The sequence below is a fragment of the Acidithiobacillus sp. TH-A36 genome (genome assembly GCF_057473445.1).
The window spans coordinates 1-1,711 of record NZ_JBYCKP010000583.1; the positions used below are offsets into that span (position 1 = coordinate 1).

2 protein-coding genes and 1 pseudogene are annotated in these 1,711 nt (G+C 52.1%); 1 reads left to right on the plus strand and 2 read right to left on the minus strand.

The window, feature by feature from the left end; all coding sequences use genetic code 11:
- Positions 1 to 203: pseudogene (locus tag AC2VLY_RS14730) on the plus strand (septal ring lytic transglycosylase RlpA family protein); the annotation flags it as partial.
- Here AC2VLY_RS14730 and AC2VLY_RS14735 read toward each other — a convergent pair.
- Positions 184 to 492, minus strand: a complete 309-nt coding sequence (locus AC2VLY_RS14735; protein WP_193649443.1) for a superinfection immunity protein — start codon at positions 490 to 492, stop codon at positions 184 to 186. The pseudogene AC2VLY_RS14730 and the gene AC2VLY_RS14735 sit on opposite strands and share 20 nt — an antisense overlap.
- Entirely contained in the window at positions 489 to 1,709 is a 1,221-nt protein-coding gene (kch, locus tag AC2VLY_RS14740) for a voltage-gated potassium channel protein (protein ID WP_486922532.1), read from the minus strand. Before kch ends, AC2VLY_RS14735 begins: the two co-directional genes overlap by 4 nt.
- Between the last annotated feature and the right edge of the window lie 2 nt (positions 1,710 to 1,711).

A 1,711-nucleotide genomic window follows, 5' to 3' on the forward strand; every position in this document is an offset into this window, starting at 1 on the left:
AAACGGCACTTCGTGAACGCAGCAAACTTCAGGACTTCGGAATCAGCACCGCCAAGCTGGTACGCACCGCATCCAGCAGCCCCGCCGGTCTCTACAAAATCAAAATCGGACCCATGGCACCGACAGCTGCCCCCGAAGATTACGCATCCAGTCTGGAGCGCTTGCGTCTGGGCACTTTTGTGGTCAGCGAACAGGCGGGTTAAAGGCGTCAGCCCGCACCCGGTTCAGAGGTGGCAAGCGGCGCTCTCCCAGAATAGCCCAAATGATCAGCACCACCCAGGCAATGCCGGACCAGCCCAGGACGATATTGAGGACCAACACCCAAAGAAAATGCTCATGATGACGGGCAGCGGCAATCACGCTCGGTACAAAGTAAATCAGCAAGCCGAAAACCGCCGCCAGTAACCAGACCACAACATGAATAAACAAGGCGGCGATACCCAGACCAATCAGCGCCAACAGCACAATGCCGATACCCAGAAATGCGCTCATGCTTCTGCTCCTTCCGTTTTCGCGGCAAACAATTTGTTGATAATGGTATCTCCCTGCATTTCCTCGCCACTTAAGGTCATGGCCAGCAGTTCTCCGCCCAGCACATCGGGCGAAATAATCAGATCTGCACCAATCTGGCGTAAGCGTTCAAGATTTTTGGCATCCTGAACAGCTGCAACGGTTTTTCCGGAAACATTCAAATCCTTGGCGGCCAGGATGATAAAAGCATTTTCACTATCGGTCACCCGCAGGGCCAGAATACCCAGGGCACACTCAGCACCCGCCCGCCGCAAAACCTCCAGATCTGTCGCATCACCCACCATTAAATCTTCATTGGCCATCCATTCGTTTTCTGGAGGAGCAGGGACCAGAACCAGCGTCCGTAAATGGCGGGCGCGCAACGCCCGATAGGTATTTTGAGCAAGCATATTGTCGCCAATAATCAAATAATGATTACGATAATGGCGTTTCTCACCACCCATGAGCAGTCGCTGCATCCGACCATTGAGTAACGGCACAATCACTGCAGATATAGAGGTGGCAAAAACCGTAATACCCAGAATAATAATGGAAATCACGAAAAATCGGGCATCAGTACTTTTGGGAACAATATCCCCATAACCCACCGTCGACATGGTGACCACGGCAAAATACAGGGCACTGACCAGATTGGTAATGGGTGGTGAAAAACCGGCACCCAGCACATAACTGCCCAATACCGCATAGCTCATCAACAACAAGATGGAGATAACTGCGAAAAGTGTACCTGCCGCCACACTGGAGTGTGCAAAATGTCGGCGGAACAACAGCAAAGCAATGAGAATGACGGCATTGAAAATGGTGAATCCGCTCCACTCCAGTCCGTAATGGTGGAGCAGCATGGCCAACATTGCACCTGCCAATACCAGCGTAATAGCCCAGGAAAAACGTGAGCGGAACAGCAAACCAAAAGCCATTAACAAGAGAACGATGCCCAGTACGGCTTCGGGCACAGTGCCAAGTGCTGAAAGCAAAGGGGCCTGGGTCAAACTGGTGGAGGGCGCCAAATCTGAAAGTTCTGGAAAAATGCGCAGCAGATTCGGCAGTGCATTGAGAATAGCGAGAGCACCCAGCAAACCTACGGCCAATGCCATGGGAATATGGGGAAACCAGTGATCCAGATATAAAACCGCACGCGCCTTGGCCGCAAATCGAAATAACCTCTGGCGCAAAGACAGGC

Excerpts from the sequence above, each read along its gene's own strand:
- AC2VLY_RS14735 (WP_193649443.1), bottom strand. The coding sequence starts at position 492 with ATGAGCGCATTTCTGGGTATCGGCATTGTGCTGTTGGCGCTGATTGGT.